This window comes from Streptomyces sp. JN8, from assembly GCF_055808075.1.
This window is the reverse complement of record NZ_CM147852.1, coordinates 6,603,244-6,627,367: the sequence shown is the minus strand read 5'-3', so window position 1 is coordinate 6,627,367 and position 24,124 is coordinate 6,603,244. Positions and strand designations below refer to the sequence as shown.

At 73.9% G+C, this 24,124-nt stretch carries 21 protein-coding genes; 4 read left to right on the top strand and 17 right to left on the bottom strand.

What is annotated here, in order from left to right; all coding sequences use genetic code 11:
* The first annotated feature begins 204 nt into the window (after nucleotides 1–204).
* Nucleotides 205–1,065 (top strand): 3-hydroxybutyryl-CoA dehydrogenase, encoded by an 861-nt coding sequence (locus ACY0MR_RS29240; protein ID WP_361856859.1) that lies wholly within the window; start codon nucleotides 205–207, stop codon nucleotides 1,063–1,065.
* Nucleotides 1,066–1,146: 81 nt separating this feature from the next.
* Here the strand turns inward: ACY0MR_RS29240 and ACY0MR_RS29235 are convergent, their stop codons facing one another.
* From ACY0MR_RS29235 to infC, 10 genes are all read right to left on the bottom strand, one after another.
* Nucleotides 1,147–1,677 (bottom strand): NUDIX domain-containing protein, encoded by a 531-nt coding sequence (locus tag ACY0MR_RS29235; RefSeq protein WP_388804671.1) that lies wholly within the window; start codon nucleotides 1,675–1,677, stop codon nucleotides 1,147–1,149.
* A gap of 62 nt (nucleotides 1,678–1,739) precedes the next feature.
* A complete protein-coding gene (locus ACY0MR_RS29230; RefSeq protein WP_473556247.1) occupies nucleotides 1,740–3,080 on the bottom strand; it encodes a transcriptional regulator in 1,341 nt (446 codons plus the stop codon).
* Nucleotides 3,081–3,428: 348 nt separating this feature from the next.
* A complete protein-coding gene (locus ACY0MR_RS29225) occupies nucleotides 3,429–4,496 on the bottom strand; it encodes a PP2C family protein-serine/threonine phosphatase (protein ID WP_451059839.1) in 1,068 nt (355 codons plus the stop codon).
* Between the two features lie 292 nt (nucleotides 4,497–4,788).
* Nucleotides 4,789–7,317 (bottom strand): phenylalanine--tRNA ligase subunit beta, encoded by a 2,529-nt coding sequence (gene pheT / locus ACY0MR_RS29220; protein ID WP_473556244.1) that lies wholly within the window; start codon nucleotides 7,315–7,317, stop codon nucleotides 4,789–4,791.
* Nucleotides 7,317–8,444 carry a phenylalanine--tRNA ligase subunit alpha gene (gene pheS / locus ACY0MR_RS29215; RefSeq protein WP_388804659.1) on the bottom strand — a complete coding sequence of 376 codons (1,128 nt, stop codon included), beginning with the start codon at nucleotides 8,442–8,444 and terminating at the stop codon, nucleotides 7,317–7,319. Before pheS ends, pheT begins: the two co-directional genes overlap by 1 nt.
* Nucleotides 8,445–8,621: 177 nt before the next feature.
* Nucleotides 8,622–9,866: a sensor histidine kinase gene (locus ACY0MR_RS29210; protein ID WP_473556241.1), complete on the bottom strand. Its 1,245-nt coding sequence runs from the start codon at nucleotides 9,864–9,866 to the stop codon at nucleotides 8,622–8,624.
* Between the two features lie 82 nt (nucleotides 9,867–9,948).
* Nucleotides 9,949–10,788, bottom strand: a complete 840-nt coding sequence (locus tag ACY0MR_RS29205; protein WP_361856879.1) for a TrmH family RNA methyltransferase — start codon at nucleotides 10,786–10,788, stop codon at nucleotides 9,949–9,951.
* A 229-nt stretch (nucleotides 10,789–11,017) separates the two neighbouring features.
* Nucleotides 11,018–11,404: a 50S ribosomal protein L20 gene (gene rplT, locus ACY0MR_RS29200; RefSeq protein WP_030493496.1), complete on the bottom strand. Its 387-nt coding sequence runs from the start codon at nucleotides 11,402–11,404 to the stop codon at nucleotides 11,018–11,020.
* Nucleotides 11,405–11,510: 106 nt separating this feature from the next.
* Nucleotides 11,511–11,705, bottom strand: coding sequence for a 50S ribosomal protein L35 (gene rpmI, locus ACY0MR_RS29195; RefSeq protein WP_030316087.1), 195 nt, complete (start codon nucleotides 11,703–11,705; stop codon nucleotides 11,511–11,513).
* A 124-nt stretch (nucleotides 11,706–11,829) separates the two neighbouring features.
* Nucleotides 11,830–12,585 (bottom strand): translation initiation factor IF-3, encoded by a 756-nt coding sequence (infC, locus tag ACY0MR_RS29190; RefSeq protein WP_361856886.1) that lies wholly within the window; start codon nucleotides 12,583–12,585, stop codon nucleotides 11,830–11,832.
* A gap of 272 nt (nucleotides 12,586–12,857) precedes the next feature.
* Between infC and ACY0MR_RS29185 the strand changes: the two genes are divergently transcribed.
* Nucleotides 12,858–13,235: a DUF1844 domain-containing protein gene (locus ACY0MR_RS29185; RefSeq protein WP_341625905.1), complete on the top strand. Its 378-nt coding sequence runs from the start codon at nucleotides 12,858–12,860 to the stop codon at nucleotides 13,233–13,235.
* A 32-nt stretch (nucleotides 13,236–13,267) separates the two neighbouring features.
* Here ACY0MR_RS29185 and ACY0MR_RS29180 read toward each other — a convergent pair whose 3' ends face one another.
* From ACY0MR_RS29180 to ACY0MR_RS29170, 3 genes are read right to left on the bottom strand one after another with little or no spacing between them, the layout of a single operon-like run.
* A complete protein-coding gene (locus ACY0MR_RS29180) occupies nucleotides 13,268–13,999 on the bottom strand; it encodes an SseB family protein (RefSeq protein WP_388804650.1) in 732 nt (243 codons plus the stop codon).
* 48 nt (nucleotides 14,000–14,047) lie between these two features.
* Nucleotides 14,048–15,214, bottom strand: coding sequence for a type VII secretion-associated serine protease mycosin (gene mycP, locus ACY0MR_RS29175; protein ID WP_388804648.1), 1,167 nt, complete (start codon nucleotides 15,212–15,214; stop codon nucleotides 14,048–14,050).
* Nucleotides 15,211–16,959, bottom strand: coding sequence for a hypothetical protein (locus ACY0MR_RS29170; protein ID WP_473556236.1), 1,749 nt, complete (start codon nucleotides 16,957–16,959; stop codon nucleotides 15,211–15,213). Before ACY0MR_RS29170 ends, mycP begins: the two co-directional genes overlap by 4 nt.
* 109 nt (nucleotides 16,960–17,068) lie before the next feature.
* Here ACY0MR_RS29170 and ACY0MR_RS29165 point away from each other — a divergent pair, with 109 nt between their 5' ends.
* Nucleotides 17,069–18,271, top strand: coding sequence for an amino acid deaminase/aldolase (locus tag ACY0MR_RS29165; protein WP_392865372.1), 1,203 nt, complete (start codon nucleotides 17,069–17,071; stop codon nucleotides 18,269–18,271).
* Between the two features lie 28 nt (nucleotides 18,272–18,299).
* On the opposite strand, the gene ACY0MR_RS29160 is transcribed toward ACY0MR_RS29165, so the two are convergent.
* The 4 genes from ACY0MR_RS29160 to ACY0MR_RS29145 all read right to left on the bottom strand — a co-directional run bounded on the left by ACY0MR_RS29160 (nucleotide 18,300) and on the right by ACY0MR_RS29145 (nucleotide 23,298).
* Nucleotides 18,300–19,586 carry a haloacid dehalogenase-like hydrolase gene (locus ACY0MR_RS29160; RefSeq protein WP_473556233.1) on the bottom strand — a complete coding sequence of 429 codons (1,287 nt, stop codon included), beginning with the start codon at nucleotides 19,584–19,586 and terminating at the stop codon, nucleotides 18,300–18,302.
* A 121-nt stretch (nucleotides 19,587–19,707) separates the two neighbouring features.
* Entirely contained in the window at nucleotides 19,708–20,502 is a 795-nt protein-coding gene (locus ACY0MR_RS29155) for a 3-oxoacyl-ACP reductase (protein ID WP_473556231.1), read from the bottom strand.
* A 6-nt stretch (nucleotides 20,503–20,508) separates the two neighbouring features.
* Nucleotides 20,509–21,864 carry an aldehyde dehydrogenase family protein gene (locus tag ACY0MR_RS29150; RefSeq protein ID WP_403316741.1) on the bottom strand — a complete coding sequence of 452 codons (1,356 nt, stop codon included), beginning with the start codon at nucleotides 21,862–21,864 and terminating at the stop codon, nucleotides 20,509–20,511.
* 69 nt (nucleotides 21,865–21,933) lie between these two features.
* On the bottom strand, nucleotides 21,934–23,298 hold the full coding sequence (locus tag ACY0MR_RS29145) for a glutamine synthetase family protein (protein ID WP_388804634.1): 1,365 nt from the start codon (nucleotides 23,296–23,298) through the stop codon (nucleotides 21,934–21,936).
* A gap of 89 nt (nucleotides 23,299–23,387) precedes the next feature.
* Between ACY0MR_RS29145 and ACY0MR_RS29140 the strand changes: the two genes are divergently transcribed.
* On the top strand, nucleotides 23,388–24,116 hold the full coding sequence (locus tag ACY0MR_RS29140) for a FadR/GntR family transcriptional regulator (RefSeq protein ID WP_404084416.1): 729 nt from the start codon (nucleotides 23,388–23,390) through the stop codon (nucleotides 24,114–24,116).
* Nucleotides 24,117–24,124 lie beyond the last annotated feature (8 nt).

Genomic DNA, 24,124 nt, shown 5'->3' with positions numbered 1-24,124 from the left:
CCGCCGCGAGGCCTCTTCTGCCGATAGGCCGCACTTGTACCCCCCGCATGTCGGATACGTCACACCCCCCGCGACAGCCTGCCCGCCCCGGGCGATCGATCATCGGTTAATGAGCGGTAACGTCGTGGGGTCGAGGCGGACGCACCGGAATCGCACGGGCCCCCGCCGCCAGAGAAGAGCGAAAGGCACGAGGTGACGGACTCCATGGCCGACATTGAGCGCGTCGGAGTGGTGGGCTGCGGCCAGATGGGCGCGGGCATCGCAGAGGTGTGTGCCCGGAGCGGCCTTGAGGTGAAGGTCGCCGAGACCACCGGCGAGGCGCTGGAGATCGGCCGCACACGGCTCTACAACTCGCTGGCCAAGGCCGCCGAACGCGGCAAGATCAGCGAGGAGGAGCGGGACGCGACGCTCGCCCGCCTCAGCTTCACCACCGACCTGGGCGAGTTCGCCGACCGCGACCTCGTCATCGAGGCGGTCGTGGAGAACGAGCAGGTCAAGACCGAGATCTTCCAGGTCCTCGACCAGGTGATGACCCGGCCCGACGCCATCCTGGCCTCGAACACCTCCTCCATCCCGCTGGTCAAGCTGGCCGTGGCGACCTCCCGCCCCGACCAGGTCATCGGCATCCACTTCTTCAACCCGGCCCCGGTGCAGAAGCTCGTCGAGCTGATCCCGGCCCTCACCACCTCCGAGGGCACCATCAGCCGGGCCCAGGCCTTCGCGGAGAAGACCCTCGGCAAGCACGCGATCCGCGCCCAGGACCGCTCCGGCTTCGTGGTCAACGCACTCCTCGTGCCGTACCTGCTCTCCGCGATCCGGATGTTCGAGTCGGGCATCGCCAGCCGCGACGACATCGACAACGGCATGGAGTTCGGCTGCGCCCACCCGATGGGTCCGCTGAAGCTCTCGGACCTGATCGGCCTCGACACGATCGCGTCGATCGCCGACTCGATGTACTCCGAGTTCAAGGAGCCGCTGTACGCCGCTCCCCCGCTGCTCCAGCGCATGGTGGACGCGGGCCGGCTCGGCCGGAAGACGGGCTCGGGCTTCTACCCGTACTCCTGATCCCCCCGACCCCGGACGGCCCGTACACACGCACAGGTACGGGCCGTCCGGCATGTCACGGGCCGCCCCGGCCCGGGCGCCTCAGCCCAGGCGCAGGTGGTGGAGCATCAGCAGCCCCGCCGCCATGTTCGCGGCCGGGACCTCGCCCCGGGCGATCATGTCGGGGACCTGTTTGAGCGGTACCCAGGCCCGCCGTGAGGACTCGAAGGCGTCCTCGGGCGGCCCCGTGTAGGTGGCCGTCTCCGCCCAGTAGAGGTGGTGGCGGGCGTCGGTGAGGCCGTTGGACGGTTCGACGGTGAGGAGATGGCGCAGCGGCCCCGGCCGCCAGCCGGTCTCCTCCTCCATCTCGCGGGCGGCGGCGGCCTCGACCGCCTCGCCGTCCTCGACGACTCCTGCGGCCAGTTCCCAGCCCCAGCTGTCGGTGATGAAGCGATGGCGCCAGAGCATCAGGACTTCGTCGGCCTCGTTGACCGCCGTCGCGACGGCGACCGGGCGGAGCCGGATCAGATAGTGGTCGAGGTGGCGGCCGTCCGGGAGTTCGACGTCCGCGAGGTTCACCTGGAACCAGCGATTCTCATAGACAGAGTGTTCACTCAGTTTCGTCCACTGCACGTTCTTGCCACCTTCCGACTGGTCGGTGCTTGTTTGGTGGCAATATCGCAGCAGTCAGCGGGTCACAGGGGAACGCGCAGCGCCCCGTCGATGAGAGCGGCCGCCTCCCGGGCGTCGCCGCCGCCGCTGGCCAGCAGAGACTCCCGCACCTGACGCAGCCGGTCGCGCAGCCGCCGCGACTCCATCCCCCGCGCCCGCTCGGTCATCTCGACCGCGGTCCGCGCCGCCGCGTCCGCCTCCCCCTGGCGCAGCTCGATCTGGCACAGCATGGCCAGCCGGTGCACCCGGCCCCGGTCGTGCGAGGGCGCCCGCACCGCCGTCGACGCGTGCTCGTGGGCCGCGGAGAGATCACCCAGATCGAGCAGCGCCTCGGCCACCTGCACGTTGACCAGCCCCGGCTGCACATAGCCCGTCTCGGCCGGCTCGTCCCCCGGAGTGATCCGCCCGGCCGCCGTCTCCGCCCGCCGGATACAGGCCAGGGCGGCCGCCCCGTCGCCGAGGTGCGCGTACGCCTTCGCCTGCATCGCCGTGAGATCCGCGGCGAGCGCCGGGGTGATCTGCCGCCCGGCCGTCCGCAGCGCCGCCTCCGCGAACGCCACCGCCTGCCGGTACTCCCCCATGAACAGCGACTGGTTGACGAGGAGCGCGATCACGTACGCGCCGAGCCCCCGGTCCCCGCTCGCCTTCGCGAGCCGCAGCGCCTGGTGGAAGTAGCGCTGGGCGAGACCGTGCGCGTCGGCGTCGTACGCGCAGATGCCGGCCACCGCCACGAGTCCCCCGGTCGCGCGGTGCAGCCGCCGGCCGAGGGCGTCGCTGTACGAGCCGCGCAGCAGCGGCGCCGTCTCGGCGGTGAGGAAGCCGACGATCCGGGCGCGGGTCGCGATGCCCCCGGCCTTGCGGTACATCTGCTCGTAGTGGGACCGGGCGGCGCTGAGCACGGTGATGTCGGCGGCGGACACCGTCGTCCGGCCGACCCGGGAGACGTCCACGTCCTCCGGCGGGTTCTCCCACTCCCACACCGGCATCACGGCAGGAGTGCCGGTCACCGCGGGGGCGGCGACTATGTGCGGCCGCTGCTGCTCGTCGGACCGCCAGAGGGCGGCCGCCCGCTCCACGAACCCGGAGAGCGGCGAACCGACCGCCGGCGCCGGCCCGCCGGGCACCCCGAAGCCGATGTCGTCCAGGGTCACCTGCCGGTGCAGCCGGGCGGCCAGGACCTCGCAGATCAGGTCCGGCACCTGGCCGCGCGGCCGCTGACCCTTCAACCAGCGCGCCACGGCGGTGTGTTCGTAGCGCAGGGTGAGACCCCTGGCCCGGCCGGCCCGGTTCACACGGGCGGCGAGGCCGGCGTTCGAGACGCCTGCTTCGTCGAGCAGGGCGTCGAGCAAGGTGTTGGGCTGCATGACCGCTCCGGTCGCTCCGGTCGCTCGGCTCCGAGCGCGGTGAACTCAGCGTAGCGGTGGCCGAATTCGTACGGAGCGAACCAGCGGGAGATCCCCCCTCCGCATCGCCTCGGCCCACCGCTACAGGCGGGTTTCGCACGGGGTGTGAACGAAGTACCCGTTCTTCCGGTCCGCGTACTCTGCCGCGCTCCTCCCCGTACCGGTTGACTGTGCATCTCGCCGCAAGGCGAAGACCGGGCCGCCGGCTCCCCCCTCAAACAGTGCGGCCGCCCGGTCCGTGTCGCCCGCCCCGCTGATCTGCCCGACACTCCGTGGCGGGGCGGGCGGCACCGGCACCGGCCCCTCCGCTCAACAGTGGGTGGAGGGGGCGGGCCGGGGGCGGCGCAGCCCGGGTTCGGCGGGCTGCGCCGGCACCCGGACACGGTCGTTCCGCACGACGAGGAGGGCCACGTCATCGGTGAGCCGCCCGCCCGTGTGGTGCAGGAGAGCGGTGCGGACCGCGCGGACCACCCCTTCGGGAGCCGCCCCGCAGGCCTCCGCGAGCACCGCCTCCAGGTCGAGGAACCGGCCCCGGTGGTCCCTCGCCTCCTCGGCGCCGTCGGTGTGCAGGACGAGCGTCTCGCCGGGCGCCAGCCGGGCCCCGGTGTACGGCGCGAGCGCGGCGGGCAGCGGGAGCACCCCCAGCGGCGGCAGCGGGTCGCCCACCGGCAGCCGCTCCACCGTGCGCCCGAGGCGGTACGGCCCGGGATGACCGCAGTTGAGCACGGAGAGCCGCCCGTCGGCCCGGACCTCCAGCAGCAGCAGCGTCACGAACTCCTCCGCCGCCGGGTGCTCCGGGGCCGCCGCCGCCCTCGCGGGGTGCTCGTCCCGCGCCCGCTCCCGCAGATGCCGCTCCAGGGCCCGCTCGAGACGCCGCAGCACCCCGACCAGATCGGCCTCGTCGTGCGCGGCCTCGCGGAAGCTCCCCAGCACCGCGACCACGGCGCCGAGCGCCGCGAGACCGTGGCCCCGCACGTCCCCGATCACGATGCGCACGCCGTACGGGGTGGCCACCGCCTCGTACAGGTCCCCGCCGACGGACGCGCCACGGGAGGCGGACGACTGCCCGGCGGCGAGGGAGAGCCCGTCGAGCCGGGCGGGCGGCGGGCGCAGCAGCACCTGCTGGGCGGCGTCGGCGACGGCCCGCACCAGCGCCAGCTCCCGGGCCGGGCCGCGCCGCAGGCCGATCACCAGACCGATGCCGACGCTGAGGAAGACGACGCTGGTGGCGATCCTCATCGGCAGCCCCGGCTGACTGGCCGGCGGACAGCCGAACCTCCACGCCACGGCCACCGCGCCCCAGGCGGTGGGAAGAGCGAGCGGGGCCAGCCGGCGGAGCCGGGAGCCTTCGGCGAGTGACGACCTCGTACGGATCATGCACGGCCCTTCCCGAGCCCCCGACAGCGCCCGAAGGCCCTGCGGCCCACAGGTCCGCCCCTGCGGCCGCGTCGATTCTCCCGACCGCGCGGACAGCCGGGGAACACCGCCCGGCGATCTCACCCGAAGGAGTGAGCGCCCTCGGCGCGCCGTCCCGCGCCGGACCTGCGCCACCGGCACGGGTGCCCGAGGATCGCTCGCCCGAACGACTCCCCGGGCCCGGGGAACGGCGGAGGGCCGCCCCGGGGATTCCCCCGGGGCGGCCCTCCTGCGTGCGGTTCCGCTACGGCGCTCAGGCGCCGCGCAGTACGGCGCCGGTGCGCTCGGACGCCAGGGCGACCGCGGCGTCGCGGGCCGCGCTGGCCTCCTCGACCGTGAGCGTGCGGTCCGCGGCGCGGAACTTCAGCGCGTACGCCAGGGACTTGGTGCCCTCGCCGAGCTGGTCACCGGTGTAGACGTCGAACAGCCGGATGGACTCCAGGAGTTCACCCGCTCCCTCGGTGAGGGCGGCCTCGACCTCGGAGGCCGGGACGCCGCTCGCGACGACCAGGGCGACGTCCTGGGTGGCGACCGGGAAGGAGGAGATCCGGGGAGCCTTCACGGGCCCCTCGTTCGCCTTCTCCAGGAGGTCCAGGTCGATCTCCATCGCACAGGTGCGGGCCGGCAGGCCGAAGGCCTTGACCACGCGCGGGTGGAGCTCGCCGGCGTGGCCGACGAGGACCTTCTCGCCGTCCACCTCGACGTGGAACGCGGCGCAGCGGCCCGGGTGCCACGGGGCGTGCTGGTCGGCGCTGATGATCAGCTCGACCCCGGCCTCGGCGGCCACGGTACGGCCGGCCTCGACCGCGTCCGCCCAGTCGGACGGACGGCCCTTGCCCCACCAGCCGGCCTGCTCGCGGGCTCCGGCGAGGACGACGGCGGCGCGGCGCGGCTGCGCGGGCAGCACGGCGTTGACCGAGGCGATCTCCTCGTCGGTGGGACGGCGGTCGACGGGCAGCCGGACGGCGACGCCCGGCTGTCCCTCCGGCCGGAAGACCAGACCGGTCTCGAAGAGCGCCAGGTCGTGGCTGCCCCGGCTGTCGTTCCGGCGCAGCGCGCCGAGCAGGCCCGGCAGCAGCGTCGTACGGAGCCCGGGCTCCTCGTCCGAGAGGGGGTTCACCAGCTTGACGACCCGGCGGCGGGCGTCGTCCGCGTCGAGGCCGAGGTCGTCCAGGGCCTGCCCGCCGATGAACGGGTAGTTCAGCGCCTCGACGTAGCCGGCGCCGGCCAGGGCGCGGCCCACGCGGCGGTGGACGCGCTGGCGCTCGGTGAGCCCACGGCCGGCCGGCGGCTTCGGCAGCGTGGAGGGCAGGTTCTCGTAGCCCTCCAGCCGGATGACCTCTTCGGCCAGGTCGTTCGGCTCGTTGAGGTCGGGGCGCCACGACGGCACGGTGACGATCAGCTCGTCCTGGCCGTAGACGTCGCAGCCGACCTGCTGGAGGCGGCGGACGACGGTCTCGCGGCCGTAGCCGACGCCCGCGACCCGGTCCGGGTGGTCGGCCGGCATGGTGATGGTGCGCGGCGCGGGCGGGGCGCTGATCTCGGTGACGCCGGCCTCGGCCGTGCCGCCCGCGAGCAGCACGAGCAGGTCGACGCAGCGCTGCGCGGCGGCCGCCCCGGCCTGCGGGTCGACCCCGCGCTCGAAGCGCTTGGACGCCTCGGAGGCCAGCCGGTGGCGGCGCGCGGTGCGGGCGATCGAGATCGCGTCGAAGTGCGCGGCCTCGATGACGATCTCGGAGGTGCCGGTGACGACGCCGGTCTCCGGGTCCGTCTCCGGGTCGGCGATCTCCGTGTTGGCGCCGCCCATGACACCGGCGATGCCGATCGGACCGCGGTCGTCGGTGATGACCAGGTCCGCCGCGTCCAGGACGCGGACGGTGCCGTCCAGCGTGGTGATCTTCTCGCCGGCCTCGGCGCGGCGCACCCCGATGGGGCCGTCGAGACGGCTCCGGTCGTAGGCGTGCAGCGGCTGGCCGAGTTCGAGCATCACGTAGTTCGTGACGTCGACGGCGAGCGAGATCGGCCGCATGCCGGCCTTCTGGAGGCGGCGGCGCAGCCAGATCGGCGACCGGGCCTCGGGCTGGAGACCGACGACGGTGCGCGCGGTGAAGCGGTCGCAGCCGACGGGGTCGGTGACCCGGACCGGGTGTCCGTACGCGTTGGGCGCGGGCACGTCGAGCAGCGCCGGGTCGCGCAGCGGCAGGCCGTACGCGATGGCGGTCTCGCGGGCGACGCCGCGCATCGAGAGGCAGTAGCCGCGGTCCGGGGTGACGGCGATGTCGAGGACCTCGTCGTACAGCTCCAGGAGCTTCGTGGCGTCGATGCCGATCTCCAGCTCCGGCGGCAGCACGATGATGCCGTGCGTGCCGTCGTCGCCCATCCCGAGCTCGTCGCCGGAGCAGATCATGCCCCGGGAGACCCGGCCGTACGTCTTGCGCTCGGCGATCCGGAAGTCTCCGGGGAGCACGGCGCCGGGCAGCGCCACGACGACCTTGTCGCCGGCGGCGAAGTTCCGGGCGCCGCAGATGATCTCCTGGGGCTCGCCGGTGCCGTTGGCCTGGCCGACGTCGACGGTGCAGAAGCGGATGGGCTTCTTGAACTCCGTCAGCTCCTCGATGGTGAGGACCTTGCCGACCACCAGCGGGCCGGTCAGGCCGGCGCCGAGCTGCTCGACGGTCTCGACCTCGAGGCCCGCCGAAACGAGTTTGGCCTGGACGTCGCGGCCGGTCTCCGTCGCCGGCAGGTCGACGTACTCCCGCAGCCAAGAAAGCGGGACCCGCATCAGATCTCCATCCCGAACGGCCGGGTGAACCGGACGTCACCCTCGACCATGTCTCGCATGTCGTCGACGTTGTGGCGGAACATCAGCATCCGCTCGATGCCGAACCCGAAGGCGAATCCGCTGTACTTCTCGGGGTCCACTCCGCAGGCGACGAGCACCTTCGGGTTGACCATGCCGCAGCCGCCCAGCTCGATCCAGCCCTCGCTGCCGCAGGTGCGGCAGGGGCGGTCGGGGTTGCCGACGGACTCGCCGCGGCAGACGTAGCAGAGCATGTCCATCTCTGCCGACGGCTCGGTGAACGGGAAGAAGTTCGGGCGCAGCCGGGTCTTCATGTCCGGGCCGAAGAGCGCCTGGACCATGTGGTCCAGGGTGCCCTTGAGGTCGGCCATGGTCAGGCCCTCGTCGACGGCGAGCAGTTCGATCTGGTGGAAGACCGGGGTGTGCGTGGCGTCGAGCTCGTCGGTGCGGTAGACGCGGCCGGGGCACACCACGTAGACCGGGGGCTCCCGGTCGATGAGCGTGCGGGCCTGGACCGGCGAGGTGTGCGTCCGCAGCACGACGCCGGACTCGTCGCCGCTGGTACCGGCCGGTCCCTCGACGAAGAAGGTGTCCTGCATCTGGCGCGCCGGGTGGTCCGGCACGAAGTTCAGTGCGTCGAAGTTGAACCACTCGGCCTCGACCTCGGGGCCCTCGGCGACCTCGTACCCCATGGAGACGAACACGTCGGAGACGCGCTCCATGAGCGTGGTCAGCGGGTGGCGGGCACCGGCCGGGACGCGGTCGTACGGCAGGGTGACGTCGACGGCCTCCTCGACGAGGACGCGGGCGTCGCGCTCGGCCTCCAGCTCCGCCTGGCGGGCGGCGAGCGCCTTGGAGACGGTGCCGCGGGCCTGGCCCACGATCTTTCCGGCGGCGGCCTTGGCCTGCGGGGGCAGGGCGCCGATCTCCCGGTTGGCGAGCGCCAGCGGCGAGGTGCCGCCGGTGTGCGCCGTCTTCGCGTGCGCGAGCGCGTCGAGGTCGCCCGCGGCGGCGAAGGCGGCGAGCGCCTCGTCCCGCATGCGCTCGATCTCTTCCGGTTTCAGTGCCTCGACCTCAACCGGGTCGTACGACTTATTGGGTGCGGACATCTCTTCCCGTGCTTCCGTTGGCTTGGCTGGGCGGCCCCGCTCGACGTCAAGGGCGCAAACGTGCCAAAGGACGAGTCTAACGGGGTGGGGGGATGCGAATGAGCCCGTGGGCGCCCCGGGCGGCTTTCGATCTCGTCCGATCCTGTCCGATCCGGTCGGACTTCGTGCTGGATCTCGTCAGGCGAGATGGGCCGGGGTGCCGACGGGCAGCATAAATCGGAACTCGGCCCCGCCTCGGGGGCCCCTGCCGACGGTGATGGTTCCGCCGTGGGCCTCGACGACGCCCTTGACGATGTAGAGGCCGAGGCCGGTGCCGCCGCGCTTGCTGCCCCGCCAGAAGCGGGTGAAGACGCGGCTCATCGACTCCTCGGGGATGCCGGGGCCCTCGTCGCTCACGGTGACCTCCGTCCCCTCTTCTCCGTCGGCGCACGTCCTGGCGGGTGCCACCTCGATGGTGACGGTTCCCTCGCCGTGGCGCACCGCATTTTCGAGGAGGTTCCCGAGGATCTGGTCGATCTTGTCGGGGTCGGCCCAGAGCGCGGGCAGCCCGGGCACGATCCGCACGAAGAACCGGTCCGGCGACTGGCCGCCGGTGGTGTGCACCTGGACGTGCCGGCCGACGGCGGCGGCGATGTCGACGGGCTGGCGGCGCACTTCGAGGCGTCCGGAGTCGATCCGGGAGATGTCGAGGAGCTCGGCGATGAGCCGCTTGATGCGGCCTGCGTCGGCGTCGACGGTCTCCAGCATGAGCCGCTTCTGCTCGTCGTTGAACCGGTCCCACTTGCCGAGCAGGGTGGCGGTGAAGCCCTTGACCGAGGTGAGCGGGGAGCGCAGCTCGTGGGCGACGGTGGCGATGAGCTCGGCGTGGCTGCGCTCGGTGCGGCGGCGCGCCTCGGTGCCGCGGAGGCAGACCACGACCCGGCGGACCGGTCCGGTGGGGTGCTCGCGGACGTAGCGGGCGGAGACGAGGACCTCGCGGCCGCCGGGCAGCAGCAGGTTGCGCTCGGGCTGGCCGCGGCGGGTGGCGAGGCCGCCGTACGGGTCGGTCAGGGCCCACCAGCGGCGTCCCTTGAGGTCTTCGAGCGGCAGGGCCAGGTCGAGGGGGAGGCCGAGGGCCCGCTCGCCGGGGACGGCCGTGATGCGGCTGGCGGCGGCGTTGAAGGTGACGACCCGGCCGGTCTCGTCGGCGACGACGAGGCCGTCGGGCAGGTCGTCGGGGAGGACGCCGGCGAACGCGTCGCCGTCCCCATGGTCCCCGGCGGTGTCACCGGGGACCGTGCCCTCCCGGGGCCCGCCGTCGGCGCCGGGCCGCCCGGCGGCGCTCCCGGACTCCTCCGGGGCGTCCGCGGCGGCCTCCGGTGGTTCCTGGGCGTGCGGCGCGGAGCTCCGTGCGTCCGCGGGACTGTCCGTGCCGACCGTCATCGCCGTACCCCCACCCCTCCGTGTAGCGCAGTGGGCCCCCGAGTGCGTCACTCTACTGGGCGGAGAGAGCGGAATGGACCCCTCAGGCGGAGGTTCGGGGCCGCTGGGCGCGGGCGGAGGCGTACAGGCAGACCGCGGCGGCCGTCGCGAGGTTGAGGCTCTCGGCCTTGCCGTGGATGGGGACGCGGACGACGGCGTCGGCGAGGGCCCGGGTCTCCTCGGGCAGCCCCCAGGCCTCGTTGCCGAAGATCCAGGCGGTGGGTCCGCCCATGGTGCCGGCGTCGAGCTCGGCGTCGAGGTCGTCCTGACCGGCTCCGTCGGCGGCGAGGATCCGGACGCCCGCGCCCTTCAGCCCGGCGACGGCCTGCTCGACGGGGACGCCGACGGCGACCGGCAGGTGGAAGAGCGAACCGACCGAGGCGCGGACGGACTTGGGGTTGTACAGGTCGACGGAGGCGTCGGTGAGGACGACCGCGTCGGCGCCGGCCGCGTCGGCGCAGCGCAGCACGGTGCCGGCGTTGCCGGGGTCGCGTACGTGGGCGAGGACGGCGACCAGCCTGGGGCGGGCGGCGACGATCTCCTCGAACGGCGAGTCGAGGAACCGGCAGACGCCGACGAGGCCCTGCGGGGTGACGGTCTGGGACACCTCGGCGAGGACGGCGTCGGAGGCGTGGTGCACGCGGGCCCCGGCGGCGCGGGCGGCCTCGATGATGGCGCCGTGGCGCTCGGCGGCCTCGACGGTGGTGAAGAGCTCCACGAGCGTGGACTCCCCGGTGGAGCCGCGGTGCTCGGCGGCCTCGCGGACGGCCTGCGGGCCCTCGGCGATGAAGAGGCGGTCCTTGCCCCGGAAGTTGCGCTTGGCGAGCCGCCGGGCGGCGACGACGCGCGGGGAACGCGGGGAGATCAGCTCGGGGGTGACCATGAGGTGCGGCGGTTCTCTCTTCGGTGCCGGTGGGCTGCGGTGTCCGGGACGGTCCGGGCCCGGGCGGCCGGTTCCACGGCGCTGCGGGGCCGGTCCGCGGGACCGGGGGCGGTGGCGCGTCGGGCCGGGGGCCCGCCTCCACCGAACACCCTTCAGGGGGCGGACGCACCCGGACCCGCAGGCGCGTGCGCGTCTGCGGGTCCGGGCGGAAGTACTGCGGCCTGGAAGATCAGGCGGCGGCCTTCGGGGCGTTGACGTCGGCCGGGAGGGCCTTCTGCGCGACCTCGACCAGCGCGGCGAACGCGTTGATGTCGTTGACGGCCAGCTCGGCGAGGATCTTGCGGTCCACCTCGATGTTGGCGGCCTTCAGACCCTGGATGAGGCGGTTGTACGTCATGCCGTTCTGGCGGGCAGCGGCGTTGATGCGCTGGATCCACAGCTGACGGAAGTCGCCCTTGCGCTTCTTGCGGTCGTTGTAGTTGTAGACCAGCGAGTGGGTGACCTGCTCCTTGGCCTTGCGGTACAGGCGCGAACGCTGACCGCGGTAGCCGGAGGCCTGCTCGAGGATCGCCCGGCGCTTCTTGTGGGCGTTGACTGCCCGCTTGACGCGTGCCACTTGTTAACTCCTTGTAGCGGGGTCGTGGTTGGACTCACACGACCCGAAAAACGAATGGGTCCCGGACCTGGCCGGTGGCCCTCGTCGCCGAGGGCGGGTGATCAGATCAGATGCCCAGCATCTTCTTGATCTTGGCCGCGTCGCCCGGGGCCATCTCCGCGTTGCCGGTGAGGCGACGCGTCAGCTTGGACGACTTGTGCTCGAGCAGGTGGCGCTTGCCGGCGCGCTCGCGCAGGATCTTGCCGGTGCCGGTGACCTTGAAGCGCTTCTTGGCACCGGAGTGCGTCTTGTTCTTCGGCATCGCGCCGTATCTCCTCGTCAGTGGCGCTCCCCTCCGGTGCGGGCACCGGAGATCCGGGAGCGTCAGTTCTTCGTTCGGTGGTTCCGGGCGGGGCCCGGGGCTGCCTGGTTGGCAGCCCCGCGGATCACGCCTCGGGGGTCTCGGCCGGGGCTTCCGCCTCGGCCTCGGCGACCGGGGCCGGAGCCTCGGTACCGGCGGCCGCGGGCGTCTCCTCGGAGGCGACACCCTGGCGCTCGGCCTTGCGTGCGGCCTGGGCCTCACGCGCCTCGGCCATGGCCTCGGTCTTCTTCTTGTGCGGGCCGAGAACCATGATCATGTTCCGGCCGTCCTGCTTCGGGTTGGACTCGATGAAGCCAAGCTCCTCGACGTCCGACGCCAGCCGCTGAAGCAGCCGGAAGCCAAGCTCGGGACGGGACTGCTCACGACCACGGAACATGATCGTGATCTTGACCTTGTCACCCTGCTTGAGGAACCGGACGACGTGACCCTTCTTGGTGTCGTAGTCGTGCGGGTCGATCTTCGGCCGGAGCTTCATCTCCTTGATGACCGTGTGCGCCTGGTTCTTGCGCGCCTCACGGGCCTTCATGGCCGACTCGTACTTGAACTTCCCGTAGTCCATGAGCTTGCACACGGGCGGACGGGCGTTCGCCGCGACCTCGACCAGGTCGAGGTCGTACTCCTGTGCGAGCTCCAGGGCCTTGGCAAGCGGAACAATCCCGACCTGCTCGCCGCTGGGTCCGACAAGTCGCACCTCGGGAACGCGAATCCTGTCGTTGATGCGGGGCTCGGCGCTGATGGATCCTCCTCGGTAGCACCACGCGACCGCCTGGCGGACGGACGCGCATGTCTGTATCTGGTGAGACCAACCGAGCCGGTACATGAAAAATGCCCCGGACGGGACACAGGCGGGGCTCCAGGGGAATACCGGAGCACCGCCGCGGTCAACCGCGGGGCGCACATCGGGCGGCTCCATCGTCCGTACGGAACGATGGGCGCCACCTGACCGGTGACCCGCCACCCGCGAGGGTGGTCAGGTGGGAGAGCGGAGCCTCCACTTGTGGGCCGGGCACACAGGTGTCCGGCCGGTCGTTACACAAGGTTAGCAGGACCCGGCGGTCTCCGCTAACCGAGGACCGGCATATCGTATGAGCCATGAGCGAGACGCCCCAGAACGAGTCCCCCGACACCGCCGATTCCCCCGACTTCGACGCCATGACCCGCGACATCGCGGAGGTCCCCGCGGTCGAGGTGATCGTGACCGTCGCCGTCAACCTGATGAGCGCCGCCGCGGTGAAGCTCGGGCTCACCGAGGAGGGCGACAAGTACAAGGACCTCGACGAGGCCCGGAAGCTGGTGCACGCGCTCGCGGGCCTGCTCGACGCCGGGGCGACGGAGGTCTCGTCCTTCCACGCCGCTCCCCTGCGGGACGGCCTGAAGTCCCTCCAGCTCGCCTTCCGCGAGGCCTCCCTGGTCCCGGACGAGCCGGGCCAGGGGCCGGGCGAGAAGTACACCGGGCCGGTGTTCGGCTAGGACCGACCGGTCCGCGGTACGCGGGCGCGCAGCTAGTTCCTCACGTAGAAGGGCTCGCCCGGAGGGGTGGCCGAGGCCGGCAGGAGTGCCAGGTCGAGGCCCCGCACCAGGCGGGCCCTCAGTGTCTCGTCGGCGGCCAGCGCGCGGGCCACGCGCTGGGCGGCCTCCGCGGGGGAGCCGGCCCCGTCGAGGACCAGGGCGAGGGTGCCGTCGGCGGCGCCGGGGCCCAGGTGCGCGCGGAGCACCGCGGGCTCCGCGGCGACCGCGGCCCGGACGGCCTCCCGCACGGCGGGGTCGTCGAGCGGGTCGGCGCTGGTGCGGCCCTCGGCGAGGGCGAGCAGGGCCGGGCCGGTCAGCTGGTACGGCACCGGGCCCGCGAGGTCGAGGACGACCGTGTCGGCCTTCTCGTGCGCGGCCGCCTGGAGCGCCTGGTGCAGCGGGACCGCGACCGGCCGGGCCTCCGGGTCCCAGAGGGCGAGCGAGGCGATCGAGGTGAAGGCGGGCAGAGCCCGCCGGTCGCCCGCGGTGAGGGTGGGGACGGCCATGTCGCTGGTCTTCTCGCGTCGCAGGCCGTTCTCGTCGGTCTCGACCTCACCGAGGACGGCGACGACGGGGACGAGCAGCCGGGCCTCCCGGAGGGCGTCGAGGACGGGGCCGTGCGCGGTCCGGTCCTCCGCCCAGGCCGCGAGGGCCGCGGCGAGCCGCGGGTCGGCGGTGCCGTCGTCGTCGGAGAAACCGGGGTCCGGGATGTTCTTGAGCGCCACGCACCGAGCCTAACCGCCCGGCCCGGGCCCTCCGCCCGGCGGGGCGGCTCAGTCCGCGCGGTGGGCGCGCCGGAGGATCACGGCGGTGAGGAGGAGCAGGACGCCGAGGCCGCCGGCCGCGGGGGCGAGGAGTCCGACGGGGCGGTCCTCCTCGGGGGCGGGGAGCGGGCCCGGGCCGAAGTGACGGCCGCGGTAGCCGGTGGAGGCGGTCTTGGGGTCGCCGCCCTCGATCTTCGCGCCCGCCTCGATCGCGGCGGCCGGGTCGACCGTGCCGTAGCCCTTGGCGTCGCTGCGTCCGCCCTCGGGCCGGTTGCGGGCGGTGTCGATCAGCAGGCGCTTCACCTGGGCCGGGGTGAGGTCGGGGTGCGCGGAGCGGACGAGGGCGACGGCCCCGGAGGCGAACGCGGCGGCGGCACTGGTGCCCCAGCCCTCGTAGTAGCGCTGGTCGGGGTCGGCGATGGCGATGTCGACGCCGGGGGCGCTGACGGTGGCGTACCAACGGCGGGTGGAGAAGGAGGCGTGGGTGCCGTAGCGGTCGACGGCGGTGACGGCGATGACGCCGGGGTACGCGGCGGGGTACGAGATGTGGTCGCCCTTCTCGCCGCCGTTGCCGGCGGAGGCGACGACGGAGACGCCCTTGGCGAGGGCGTACTGGACGGCGGCGTCCTCGCCCGCGTCGGGGTGGGCGGACTTGGAGTCGTCGCCGAGGGACATGTTGATGACGTCGGCGCCGTGGTCGGCGGCCCAGCGGATGCCGTCGGCGAGGGCGGTGCCGCGGGTCTTGCGGGCCTTGTCGCGGGACGTGTCGGTGCTTTCGAGGATGACCCGGACGGGCAGGATCCTCGCGTCGGGCGCGATGCCGAGGACGCCGTCGCCGCCGTCGGGTCCGTGGCCGTGCCCGGCGATGATCCCGGCCATGGCGGTGCCGTGCCGGGCCCAGGCGCGGTCGCCGCGGGAGGCGCCGAAGCCGACGAGGTCGCGGCCGGCGAGGACCGAGCCCTCGAGGTCGGGGTGCTCGGCGTCGACGCCGGTGTCGAGGACGGCGACCGTGACGCCCTCGCCCCTGGTGGTCCGCCAGGCCTCCTCGGTGTGGAGTGCCTGGAGGCCCCACTGCCGGGCCCTGATGGTGTCGGCGTACGCGGGGGTGGTGGTGGCGGGGAGCACGGCGAACGCGGTGGCCAGGAGGAGGGCCGCGGGGGTGCGGAGGCGGATCACCGGGCGTCCTCCGCCGTGCCGTCGCCGTCGCGGCTCGTCTGGCCGTCCGCGTCCTTCGCCGGCGGGGCGACGGCGGTGCGCAGCAGCTGCTCGAAGCGGACGGTGATGTTCTTGGCCTCGTGGCCGAGGCCGGACTGGGCGGTGGCGTCGGTGCGGCCGGACGTCATGGCCCGGTCGGCGGGCTGGGGGGAGTCGACGCGGCGCCCGTCGGCGAAGCCGGACACGGCGGTGACGACGACGGGGAGGTCGGTGGGGGCGTTCAGCCACCAACTGGCCCGCTGCTGTGCGCCGAAGCGGGCGGCGACGGTGCCGGGCCCGGGAAGCGACGGGGGGACGTCCTGCCCGAGGCGGCTCGTGAGGCCCTGGCCGAGGGTGCTCTGGACGGCGGCCTCGGCGTCGGTGAAGACGAGGCCGACGGTGATCACGCTGCTGGCGGTGGCGTCGGTGTACGTGGCGCGCAGGACGCGCTCGCAGCCCAGCGGCCGGACGGTGGCGAGGAGGCCCTCGGCGAGGACGGCGGGGGTGCAGGCGGCGTCGGGGGCGACGACGATCCGGGTCCAGGTGCGGGCGGCGGCGCCCGGGCCGGCGCCGGGTCCGGCGAGGGTGCGGGGGAAGAGGGTGTCGACGGGGGCGTTGTGCCAGAGGTCCTTGGCCTCGGTGTACCCGGGGGGTTCGGTGGGCGCGCCCGGTTCGGCGGCGGCCAGCCACATGCCGGTGAGGGCGCCGCCGATGAGGCCGATCCCGAGGACGGCGCAGACGCCGACGGCGACGGCCCGGCCGGTGCGCCGCTCCCGTACCGGCCGGAGTCGGGTGGTGGTCTCGACGGGGGCCTCGGGCGGCAGGACGGCGCGGTGGGCGCCGTGGCCGTGGAGGGGCGTGTGGCCGAACGGGGTGCTGTGGGGGCGGGCGTGGTGGGGCACCGGCCTCGGGAGCGGGCCGGCGGCGGGGGCGTGACCCGCGGGCGCGGGAACGGCCGGGAGCGGGCCGGGGACCGCCGGAGCCGGGCCGGGGGCCGCGGACGACGGGCGGGCGGGGGCGCTCGCGGGGATCGTCGTACGGAGGGGGGCGGGTGCCGGTCGGGCGGCCGGGGCGGGCCCGGCCGGGGCGGCGGACGCGGGCTGCCAGGGGGCTCCGGGCGCCGGAGCGGACGGAGCGGCCGCCGACGTCCCCGGGACGGTGGCCCTCGCGGCGGTGGCGGTCCTCGCGGCGGCGGTGGTCGGAGGCGCGGCCGGGGGCGGCGGTGCCGCGGCGGCCTTCGCGGTGTCCGCCGGGGGAACGGCGGGGGCGGGCGGAGCCACGGGACGCGACGGGGCGGGCGCGGTCGCGGGACGCGAGGGCGTGGCCGGCGGCCGGGCCGGGGGGACGGGTGCCGGTCCGTCGGGGCTGTCGGCGGGGCGGGGCGGGGCCCCGGCGGGGGTGGCCCGGGCCGCCGTCGGGGGCAGCGGCCTCGCGGTGCCCGAGCCCGCCCGCGGCGGAGCCGTCGGGGCGGCCGGGGTGCCGCCGGGGCGCGGCGGCGTGCCCGTCGCCGCACCGGGCGCGGCGGCGGCCCGGCTCACGGTCGGCGCCGTGGCGCCGGACGGCTTCGGCGGCGCTGCCGGGGCGGCCGGTCCCGGGGGCCCTTCGGCCGGCCCGATCGGGCGCAGCCGGGTCGTCGTCTCAACCTCGGAGGGGGCCGGCGCCGGGTCCGGGCGGAGGAGGGCGTCCGTGATGCGGGAGGTCGTGCCGGGGCGCTGTTCGCCGGTCATCCCCGTCCCCCCGCTCGTGTCGACAATGCCCGTCACTCTACGGGCTGTTCCCCCTGGTACGGGAACCCAGGGGCTACCCACCCGTAAACCTGTCTGGCAAGCTCGGGCCATGACTCCCCGTGCCGCCGACCGGGCCCGTTACGACCGGGCCACCGCTCATCTCGACGCGCCCGTGGCGATCGTCGATCTGGAGGCCTTCGACGCCAACGCGGACGACCTCGTGCGCCGGGCCGGCGGCAAGCCGATCCGGGTCGCGAGCAAGTCCGTGCGGTGCAGGGCGCTCCTGGAGCGGGTGCTCGCGCGGCCGGGTTTCGCCGGGATCATGTCGTTCACGCTCGACGAGTCGCTGTGGCTGGCCCGCGCCGGGTTCGAGGACGTGCTCCTCGCCTATCCGTCGGCCGACCGGGCCGGCTTCGGCGAGCTGGCGCGCGATCCGAAGCTGGCCGCCGCCGTGACCGTGATGGTCGACGACGTGGCGCAGCTGGATCTGATCGACGCCTCCCGCGCGGGCGGGACGGAGGAGGTCCGGGTCTGCCTGGAGCTGGACACGGCGCTCAGCCTGCTGGGCGGGCGGATCCGGGTCGGCGCCCGCCGCTCCCCGCTGCGTACGCCCGCGGAGCTGGCGGAGCTGGCCCGTTCCGTGGTGCGGCGTCCCGGTTTCCGGCTGGTCGGGATCATGGCGTACGAGGGGCATGTCGCGGGGGTCGGGGACGCGCTGGCGGGCCGGCCGCTGCGGTCGCGGGCGATCCGGCTGATGCAGGCGGCGGCCCGCCGGGAGCTGGCCGAGCGCCGGGCGGCCGTGGTGCGGGCCGTCCGGGCGGTGGCGCCGGACCTGGAGTTCGTGAACGGCGGCGGCACCGGCAGTGTGCAGCACACGGCCGCCGAGGACGCGGTGACGGAGATCGCCGCGGGTTCGGGGCTCTACGTGCCGCGGCTCTTCGACAACTACACGTCGTTCAGCGGGCGGCCCGCGGCGCTCTTCGCGCAGCCCGTCGTGCGCCGTCCGGGGGTCGGGGTGGTGACGGTCCTCGGCGGCGGCTACCCGGCCTCGGGGGCCGCCGGGCCCGACCGGCTCCCCGTGCCGTACCTGCCCGAGGGGCTGGCGTACGACCCCCAGGAGGGGCCCGGCGAGGTGCAGACCCCGCTGCTCGGCTCGCCCGCCGACGACCTGCGGATCGGCGACAAGGTGTGGTTCCGCCACGCGAAGGCGGGCGAGCTGTGCGAGCGGTTCGCGAGTCTGGCGCTGATCGAGGGTGATCGGATCACCGCCACGGTGCCCACGTACCGGGGCGAGGGCCTGACCTTCCTCTAGAGAGGTCGGGCAGGCCCCGCCCGGGCCGTCAGAAGACCCGGTCCTGCTGGTCCGGGATCACGCTGCCGTCGGCCCGCCGGACCGGCTGCGCGCTGCCGTCGGCCGCCGTGTAGCCGGTGCTCGCGCAGGGGTAGGGGGCGGCCTTCCGCGGCTTCGGGTCGATGAACATGGGGTTGACGATCCAGCGGCCGTCGCCGTTCTCGTACGCCCGGCACATGAGTTCGTTCTTGTTGCGGTTGAGGACCAGGCGCAGGCCGGTGGCGTCCCGCAGGAACGACACGTCGGTGTCGGAGTCGCCCGCGGCGAACACCGGGCGCCGGGAGGCGGGCTGGACACGCTCGGCGGCGGGGCCGCGGATCCCGAAGATCTCCTGGTTGATCCAGCAGCGCTTGCCGTCGATGTAGGTGATCATCGTGTCCTCGGCGTCCCGTACGGTTCCGCAGCCCTTGAGGTGGCTCGTGAGGCGGCCGCGGTCGGTGGTGTTGCGGATGCCGAGGGCGTGGGAGGGGTCGATGCCGACGCCCTTCGCCCAGACGTCGACGACGGGTTCGGGCGAGGCGGAGACGATCCAGACGTCGAAGCCGGCCACCTTGAGGGTGCGGATCAGGTCGCGCTGCTGGGGGTAGTAGCGGACCCAGCCGGTGACCTGGGAGGTGCCGACGCGCTGGGTGGCGCCCTGCGGGGCGGCGAGGTTCTCGGCGCGGGCGGCGGCGGCGAACGCCTCGACCTGGCGGGTGGTCCAGCCGTGCAGCAGCTGGGCGAGCCAGGCGTACGGGGGCTCCATGCGGCGGCGGTCGTGGCCCGCGAAGGCGGCTTTCCCGGCCGTGGTGGTGCCGGAGGCGTAGACGGAGAGGAGTTCGTCGGCGCAGCGGGTGTCGGTGGCGGTGGGCAGGACGCGGACGGCGGTGGGGCAGGCGGCGCCGAGGGCGGTGGCCGCGGCCGGGGTGAGGTGGCGGCTGGTGGCGGACCAGTCGCCGTGCCGGGGCGGGCGTACGCGGTCGTTGCGGAGGAGCCAGTGGAAGGTGGCGTCGCCGACGTCGTTCTTGACGACGGTGTTGTCCCAGTCGAAGACCGCGACGGGCTTCCTGCCCCTGTCGTGGCAGTGCGCGGCCACGAGGGCGTCGATCCGGGCCTCGTTGTCGCCGTGCCAGCCCTCGGAGACCCGCAGGGTGGGGCAGGGCCGGGGCGTGCGGGGGTCCCGGGGCTCGGCCTCGGCGGCGGTGGCCGGGACGAGGCTCGTCACGGCCAGGGCGAGGGCGAGGGCGGTGGTGACGGCGGTGACGGCGGACGAGCGGAGCCGGACGCGCTGGTTCATGATCACTCTCCTGTCGGGGCTGCGGCGGACGCCGAACAGCCGGGCGCCTCGCGACGCCCGGCTGCCGGGTGGGGATGTGGGGGTGTGGGGGTGTGGCGGCTGTGGGGGATGTGGCGGCGGTCTAGAGGGGCGTCACGTACGCGCCCGCGATGCCTCCGTCGACCAGGAAGTCGCTGGCGTTGACGAAGGAGGAGTCGTCGCTCGCGAGGAAGGCGACCGCGGCGGCGATCTCCTCGGCCTCGGCGAAGCGGCCGACCGGGATATGGACGAGGCGGCGCGCGGCCCGCTCGGGATCCTTGGCGAACAGCTCCTGGAGGAGCGGGGTGTTGACCGGGCCGGGGCACAGGGCGTTGACGCGGATGCCCTCGCGGGCGAACTGCACGCCCAGCTCGCGGGACATCGCGAGCACGCCGCCCTTGGAGGCGGTGTAGGAGATCTGGCTGGTGGCCGCGCCCATGATCGCGACGAAGGAGGCGGTGTTGATGATGGAGCCCTTGCCCTGGCGGCGCATGTACGGCAGGGCGGCCTTGCAGCAGAGGTAGACGGAGGTGAGGTTGACGTCCTGGACGCGCTTCCAGGCCTCCAGGCCGGTCTCCAGGATGGAGTCGTCGTCGGGGGGCGAGATGCCGGCGTTGTTGAAGGCGATGTCGACGGAGCCGTAGGTCTCGAAGGCGGTGCTGAACAGCGCCTCGACCTGCTCGGGGTCGGTGACGTCGACCTTCATGAAGGTGCCGCCGACCTCCTCGGCGGCGGCCTTGCCGGCGGTCTCGTCGATGTCGCCGCAGACGACGTTCGCGCCCTCGGAGGCGAGGCGGCGGGCGGTGGCGAGGCCGATGCCGCTGCCGGCCCCGGTGATGACGGCGGTGCGGCCGACGAGCCGGCGGCAGACGATCTCTTCGGTGCTGGTGCTGGTCATGGGTGCTCAGGCCTCCGTGCTGATGAAGACGTTCTTGGTTTCGGTGAAGGCGGTCAGTGCGTCGGGGCCGAGTTCGCGGCCGAGGCCGGACTTCCCGTAGCCGCCGAACGGGGTCCAGTAGCGGACGCTGGAGTGGGAGTTGACGGAGAGGTTGCCGGCCCGGACGGCCCGGGAGGCGCGCAGGGCGCGGCCGACGTCCCGGGTCCAGATCGAGCCGGACAGGCCGTACTCGGTGGCGTTGGCGAGGCGGATCGCGTCCGCCTCGTCCTCGAAGGGGAGGACGACGGCGACGGGTCCGAAGACCTCCTCGACGGCGCAGGGGGCGTCCTCGGGGAGGCCGGTGAGGACGGTCGGCGGGAACCAGAAGCCGGGGCCCTCGGGGGCCTTGCCGCGGATGCCGGGGAGGTCGTCCGGCACGTAGGAGCGGACGCGGTCGAGCTGGGCGCGGGAGATGAGCGGGCCCATCTGGGTGCGCTCGTCGGCGGGGTCGCCGACGACGATCTCCTCGATGGCGGGGGTGAGCAGCTCCATGAAGCGGTCGTACGCGCTCCGCTGGACGAGGATGCGGGTACGGGCGCAGCAGTCCTGGCCGCTGTTGTCGAGGAAGGACATGGGGGTGGCCGCGGCGGCCGCTTCGAGGTCGGCGTCGGCGAAGACGATGTTGGGGCTCTTGCCGCCGAGTTCGAGGGTGACGCGCTTCACCTGGCCGGCGCACTTCGCCATGATCGACTTTCCGACCCGGGTGGAGCCGGTGAAGACGATCTTGGCGACGCCGGGGTGTTCGACGAGGGCGTCGCCCGCGACCGGTCCGGTGCCGGGGAGGACCTGGAAGAGGCCTTCGGGCAGGCCCGCCTCCAGGGCGAGTTCGGCGAGCCGGAGCGCGGTGAGCGGGGTGGTCTCGGCGGGCTTGAGGAGGACGGCGTTGCCGGCGGCGAGGGCGGGTGCGGTGGCCCAGGCGGCGATCGGCATGGGGAAGTTCCACGGGGCGATGACGCCGACGACGCCGAGCGGTTCGAGGATCGTGACGTCCAGGCCGCCGGCCACGGGGATCTGGCGGCCGTTGAGGCGCTCCGCTCCCCCGGCGGCGAAGTCCAGCAGGTCGCGGACGTTGCCGGCCTCCCAGCGGGCGTTGCCGATGGTGTGGCCGGCCTCGGCCACCTCGAGGCGGGCGAGTTCCTCGACGTGGTCGTCGACGACGAGGGCGAAGCGGCGGAGCAGCCGGGCCCGGTCGGCGGGCGCGGCGGCGGCCCAGCCGCGCTGGGCGGCGGCGGCGCGTGCGACGGCGGCGTCGACGTCGGCCGGGGTGGCGGCGGGGACGGTGGCGACCGGCTCCTCGGTCGCCGGGTTCAGTACCTGGAGCAACTCGTTCCTCTCAGCGGCGGTTCGGAGGTGGTGCGGAGTCGTCTGCAGCGGGGGCGCGGGCGGCGCGGTTCAGTGGCGCTCGAAGGAGCGGCGCAGCTCCCAGTCCGTGACGGCCGCGTCGAAGGCGTCGAGCTCGACCCGCGCCATGTTGCGGTAGTGGGCGACGACCTCGTCCCCGAAGGCGGCCTTGGCGATCTCGCTGGTCTCCCAGAGTTCGGCGGCCTCGCGCAGGGTGGTGGGCACGTGCGCGTAGTCGGCGGTGTAGGCGTTCCCGGTGCACGGCTCGGGGAGTTCGAGCTTCTGCTCGATGCCGTGCAGTCCGGCCGCGACCAGGCCGGCGACGGCGAGGTACGGGTTGACGTCGCCGCCGGGGAGGCGGTTCTCGAAGCGGGTGGAGCGGCCGTGGCCGACGACGCGGAGCGAGCAGGTGCGGTTGTCGTGGCCCCAGGCGACGGCGGTGGGCGCGAAGGAGCCGGGCTGGAAGCGCTTGTAGGAGTTGATGTTGGGCGCGTAGAGGAGGGAGAAGTCGCGGAGGGCGGCGAGCTGTCCGGCGAGGAAGTGCCGCATGGTCGCGGACATCCCGTACCGGTCGTCGCCGGCCATCACGTTCGTCCCCGCGGCGTCCTGGAGGGAGAGGTGGATGTGGCAGGAGTTGCCCTCGCGCTCGTTGTACTTCGCCATGAAGGTGAGCGCGTAGCCCTCCTGGGCGGCGATCTCCTTGGCGCCCGTCTTGTAGACGGCGTGTCCGTCGCAGGTGGCGAGGGCCTCGTCGTACTTGAAGGCGATCTCGTGCTGGCCGGGGTTGCACTCGCCCTTGGCGGACTCGACGGTGAGTCCGGCGCCGGTCATCTCGTTGCGGATGCGGCGCAGAAGGGGTTCGATGCGTCCGGTGCCGAGGACGGAGTAGTCGATGTTGTACTGGTTGGCGGGGGTGAGGCCGCGGTAGTTCGCGTCCCAGGCCTGCTCGTAGCTGTCCCTGAAGACGATGAACTCGAGCTCGGTGCCGACGTGGGCGGTGAAGCCGTGCTCCGCGAGGCGCTCCAGCTGGCGCCGGAGGATCTGGCGGGGCGCCGCGACGACGGGGCTGCCGTCGCCCCACGCGAGGTCCGCCGTCAGCATGGCGGTGGCCTCGTTCCAGGGGAGGCGGCGGAGGGTGGTGAGGTCGGGGTGCATGGCGAAGTCGCCGTAGCCGCGGTCCCAGGAGGACATCTCGAAACCGTCGACGGTGTTCATCTCGGTGTCGACGGCCAGGAGGTAGTTGCAGCCCTCGGTGCCGTGGCCGAGTACCTCGTCCAGGAAGAACGGGGCGGCGAACCGCTTGCCCTGGAGCCGTCCCTGCATGTCGGGGAAGGCCAGGACGACGGTGTCGATGTCGCCGCTCGCGACGAGGGCGCGGAGCTCCTCGACGGTGAGCGGGGGTGTGCGGTCTGCCACGGGATTGCTCCTCCTTCGGCCTGCCGGAAGCCATAAGGTATTGCGGAAGACCATTGCTTGGGAAGTGCTGACGAAAGGGAATCGAGAACGTGTCCCGTACGAGTGAATCGGCGGACCGGCTGACGCCCGTGCTGCGACCGGTCCGGGCGGGCAACGGCTTCGAGGAGGCCCTGGAGCAGATCCTCCAGGTCGTGCGGCTCGGACTGGTGCCCGGCGGCGAGCGGCTGCCCGCCGAGCGGGAGCTGGCCGACCGGATGGGGATCAGCCGGGTGACCCTGCGCGAGGTCCTCAAGGTCCTCCAGGAGCAGGGCCTGGTGGAGAGCCGGCGCGGCCGCTACGGCGGAACGTTCGTGCTGCCCCGCGTCCAGACCGCCGACGAGGACGAGCTGCGCCGCCGGATCGCCACCGTCGACATGGAGGACACCCTGCGCTTCCGCGAGGTCCTGGAGGTCGGCGCCGCCGGGCTCTGCGCGGCCCACGGCCTCGACGCGGCGGGCGCCGAGCGGCTGCGGACGGCCGTGGCGGCCACCCATGACGCCCCGCTCGCCGACTACCGCCGCCAGGACACCCTGCTCCACCTGACGCTGGCGGAGCTGTCCGGCTCCCCCACCCTCACCGCGCAGTACGCGGCCGTCCGGGCGACGGTGAACGACCTGCTGGACTGCATCCCGCTGCTCGTCCGCAACCTGGAGCACTCCCAGCACCAGCACACCGCCCTGGTGGACGCGGTCCTGGACGGCGACGCGGACGCCGCGCGCGAGGTGATGCGGGAGCACTGCTCGGGGACGGCCGCGCTGCTCCGGGGGTTCCTGACATGAGGCGGGCC

What these genes read in the sequence shown, in the direction of transcription:
- ACY0MR_RS29240 (WP_361856859.1), top strand. Translation starts at nt 205, where the DNA reads ATGGCCGACATTGAGCGCGTCGGAGTGGTGGGCTGCGGCCAGATGGGC.
- ACY0MR_RS29230 (WP_473556247.1), bottom strand. Translation starts at nt 3,080, where the DNA reads ATGCAGCCCAACACCTTGCTCGACGCCCTGCTCGACGAAGCAGGCGTC.
- ACY0MR_RS29225 (WP_451059839.1), bottom strand. Translation starts at nt 4,496, where the DNA reads ATGATCCGTACGAGGTCGTCACTCGCCGAAGGCTCCCGGCTCCGCCGG.
- pheT (WP_473556244.1), bottom strand. Translation starts at nt 7,317, where the DNA reads ATGCGGGTCCCGCTTTCTTGGCTGCGGGAGTACGTCGACCTGCCGGCG.
- pheS (WP_388804659.1), bottom strand. Translation starts at nt 8,444, where the DNA reads ATGTCCGCACCCAATAAGTCGTACGACCCGGTTGAGGTCGAGGCACTG.
- ACY0MR_RS29210 (WP_473556241.1), bottom strand. Translation starts at nt 9,866, where the DNA reads ATGACGGTCGGCACGGACAGTCCCGCGGACGCACGGAGCTCCGCGCCG.
- ACY0MR_RS29205 (WP_361856879.1), bottom strand. Translation starts at nt 10,788, where the DNA reads ATGGTCACCCCCGAGCTGATCTCCCCGCGTTCCCCGCGCGTCGTCGCC.
- rpmI (WP_030316087.1), bottom strand. Translation starts at nt 11,705, where the DNA reads ATGCCGAAGAACAAGACGCACTCCGGTGCCAAGAAGCGCTTCAAGGTC.
- infC (WP_361856886.1), bottom strand. Translation starts at nt 12,585, where the DNA reads ATGTACCGGCTCGGTTGGTCTCACCAGATACAGACATGCGCGTCCGTC.
- ACY0MR_RS29185 (WP_341625905.1), top strand. Translation starts at nt 12,858, where the DNA reads ATGAGCGAGACGCCCCAGAACGAGTCCCCCGACACCGCCGATTCCCCC.
- ACY0MR_RS29170 (WP_473556236.1), bottom strand. Translation starts at nt 16,959, where the DNA reads ATGACCGGCGAACAGCGCCCCGGCACGACCTCCCGCATCACGGACGCC.
- ACY0MR_RS29165 (WP_392865372.1), top strand. Translation starts at nt 17,069, where the DNA reads ATGACTCCCCGTGCCGCCGACCGGGCCCGTTACGACCGGGCCACCGCT.
- ACY0MR_RS29160 (WP_473556233.1), bottom strand. Translation starts at nt 19,586, where the DNA reads ATGAACCAGCGCGTCCGGCTCCGCTCGTCCGCCGTCACCGCCGTCACC.
- ACY0MR_RS29155 (WP_473556231.1), bottom strand. Translation starts at nt 20,502, where the DNA reads ATGACCAGCACCAGCACCGAAGAGATCGTCTGCCGCCGGCTCGTCGGC.